The organism is Bacillus marinisedimentorum (assembly GCF_001644195.2).
Lineage (GTDB): Bacteria > Bacillota > Bacilli > Bacillales > Bacillaceae_O > Bacillus_BL > Bacillus_BL marinisedimentorum.
Window position 1 is genome coordinate 1 of record NZ_LWBL02000004.1, and the last position, 2,357, is coordinate 2,357.

Consider the following 2,357-nt stretch of genomic DNA (forward strand, 5'->3'; position numbering starts at 1 on the left):
TAATGTAACTGCTAGACTAAGGTGAACAGTTTTTGCTAGATAATAATGAACACTTTTTCATCCATAATAACCTCAGTTACGCTATGATAATATTTTCAACATAGTGTTGGCTGGAGGAATGGAAAGGTGGAAAAACTAGCTTTGTATATTGAAGTCAATCAACTTAAGAAAAGAGGTTTTAAGATAGCAGCTATCTCTAAGAAATTAGGAATATCTAGAAATACAGTTTATAAATATTTGGAGATGTCATTCGATGAGGCGACTGAGTGGGTATCGACATTGAAGACAAGAAGTAAGAAGTTAGATCCCTATCAGGATTTAATCCTTACCTGGTTAAAGGAACATCCTGATCTATCTTCAGCACAGATTGAAGACTGGTTGAAGGAAAAGGTGCCGACAATCGAAGTTGGAAGTAGTACGCTAAGAAGTTATGTGAGTGAAATGAGGGATACTTACCATATCCCAAAAGTCATTCGTGTCCGTGATCATGAAGCTGTGGAAGAGCTTCCAATGGGAATGCAGGTGCAGGTGGACTGGGGAGAAATGAAAGTTAAAGCTACGCAGAACAAAGAAGTAAAACTTTATTTTATCTCGTTTGTCTTATCCAATTCCAGATATAAATATGTGGAATGGCAGGATAGACCGTTTACCACAAGGGACACTATCCGGTGTCATGAAAACGCATTTCAGTATCTCGGAGGGATGCCCGAAGAAATGGTTTACGATCAAGACCACTTGATTACAGTGAACGAAAATGCAGGGGATATCATCCTAACAGGTGACTTTCAGGCCTATAAGCAGGAACGAGGGTTCAGGGTTTATCTGTGTCGGAAATCAGACCCTCAAAGCAAAGGGAAAATTGAGAATGTAGTCAAGTTCATCAAAGGCAACTTTGCCAAGAACAGAGTCTTCTTTAATTTGGAAAGTTGGAATGAGAAATGTCTTGCCTGGCTTGAAAGGACAGGCAACCAAAATGTACATAACACCACAAAAAAGAGACCGGCAGAAGTGCACGCCCTGGAAAAGCAACACTTACAACCAGTCTCATCCCTGCTCTCTTTCGAGAACGACTTCAGTACCAGTATAACAAGGGCTGTACATAAGGACAATGTAATTAAATACAAATCAAACCGATACTCCTTGCCGCTAGGAACCTTCCGGCCAAAGGGAGACAATACAGTCTATGTGGAAGTTAAAGAGAATGAGCTAATTATCAGAGCGACTCCGCAAGGAGACATCCTTGCACGTCATCGTTTGGGTTTGGGAAAAGGAGAATTAATTAAGAACCGAAATCACGGAAGAGACCGCTCCAAAGGAATTGACGCTTACAAGGAAACCGTTATACGGCAGTTATCTAATTCTGAAGAAGCAAAGCAATTCATCCAAGAGGTTGGCTACAGATATCCAAGATATATGAGAGACCAACTCCAAGTCATTCAACATACGATTAACCAATATAGGCATGTCATTGATGAAGCCCTTACCCAATGCGTAAGAGACCACCTTTGGAGTGCGAATGATCTTCGAGATGTCGCTCAACACCTCCATCGATTAACAGAAAATAAGCTAATCCCATCCCCTCCATTCCAGGAAATTAAGACTCCCCCCGCAGTAAAAGCCACTGCACAAACGAGGGATCTGACAACTTATGTAGAGATTATGGGAGGGCTTAGACAATGACAGGAACAGTACAGCATCTTCAGGAAAACCTCCGCCATCTTCGGATGGCGGAAACAGCAGTTGAATTGCCCACGTTGCTTCGAAACGCAGAAAAACACTCATGGACGTATCTAGAATTTATAGAAGAGGTACTATCATTTGAACTAAAGCGCCGAGAGGAGAAAAACAGAGAAAAGAGGTTGAAAAAAGCAAAATTCCCATATTATAAAACCCTTAATGAATTTAAGGTTGAAGAACAGCAATCTTTGAGCACTCGTCAAATCGAGCAACTTAAAGAGCTGACTTGGCTTGAACAGCAATACAATATGATCCTACTGGGTCCACCAGGAGTTGGCAAAACGCATATTGCAATTGGGCTAGGTCTTGAAGCTATCCAAAATGGATATAAGGTCTCCTTTTATACCATGGGAGAACTGATAAATACCCTAAAATCCCAGGAATATCTCCGTAAATCCCAACTTCAACTTAAGGCTATAAAAGAAGCAGATCTTATCATCATCGATGATCTTATGTATATGGCTATGGATCAACGAGAAGCCAACTTGTTCTTTCACCTTATCAACGATCTATATGAACGAAGTTCAATCATTCTTACATCTAATAAAGGACCTGAACAATGGGGAGAATTGATGGGAGACAAAGGAATAACAACGGCCATTCTAGACCGGCTGCTTCAT

Annotated in this window: 2 protein-coding genes; both read left to right on the forward strand. The window is 40.9% G+C overall.

Going from position 1 to position 2,357, the window contains the following annotated elements:
• The first annotated feature begins 126 nt into the window (after window positions 1–126).
• Window positions 127–1,680, forward strand: a complete 1,554-nt coding sequence (gene istA / locus A4U59_RS00405; protein ID WP_066173572.1) for an IS21 family transposase — start codon at window positions 127–129, stop codon at window positions 1,678–1,680.
• The coding region (gene istB, locus A4U59_RS00410) for an IS21-like element helper ATPase IstB (protein ID WP_066173575.1) at window positions 1,677–2,357 on the forward strand (681 nt) is incomplete at its 3' end. The genes istA and istB, both read left to right, overlap by 4 nt.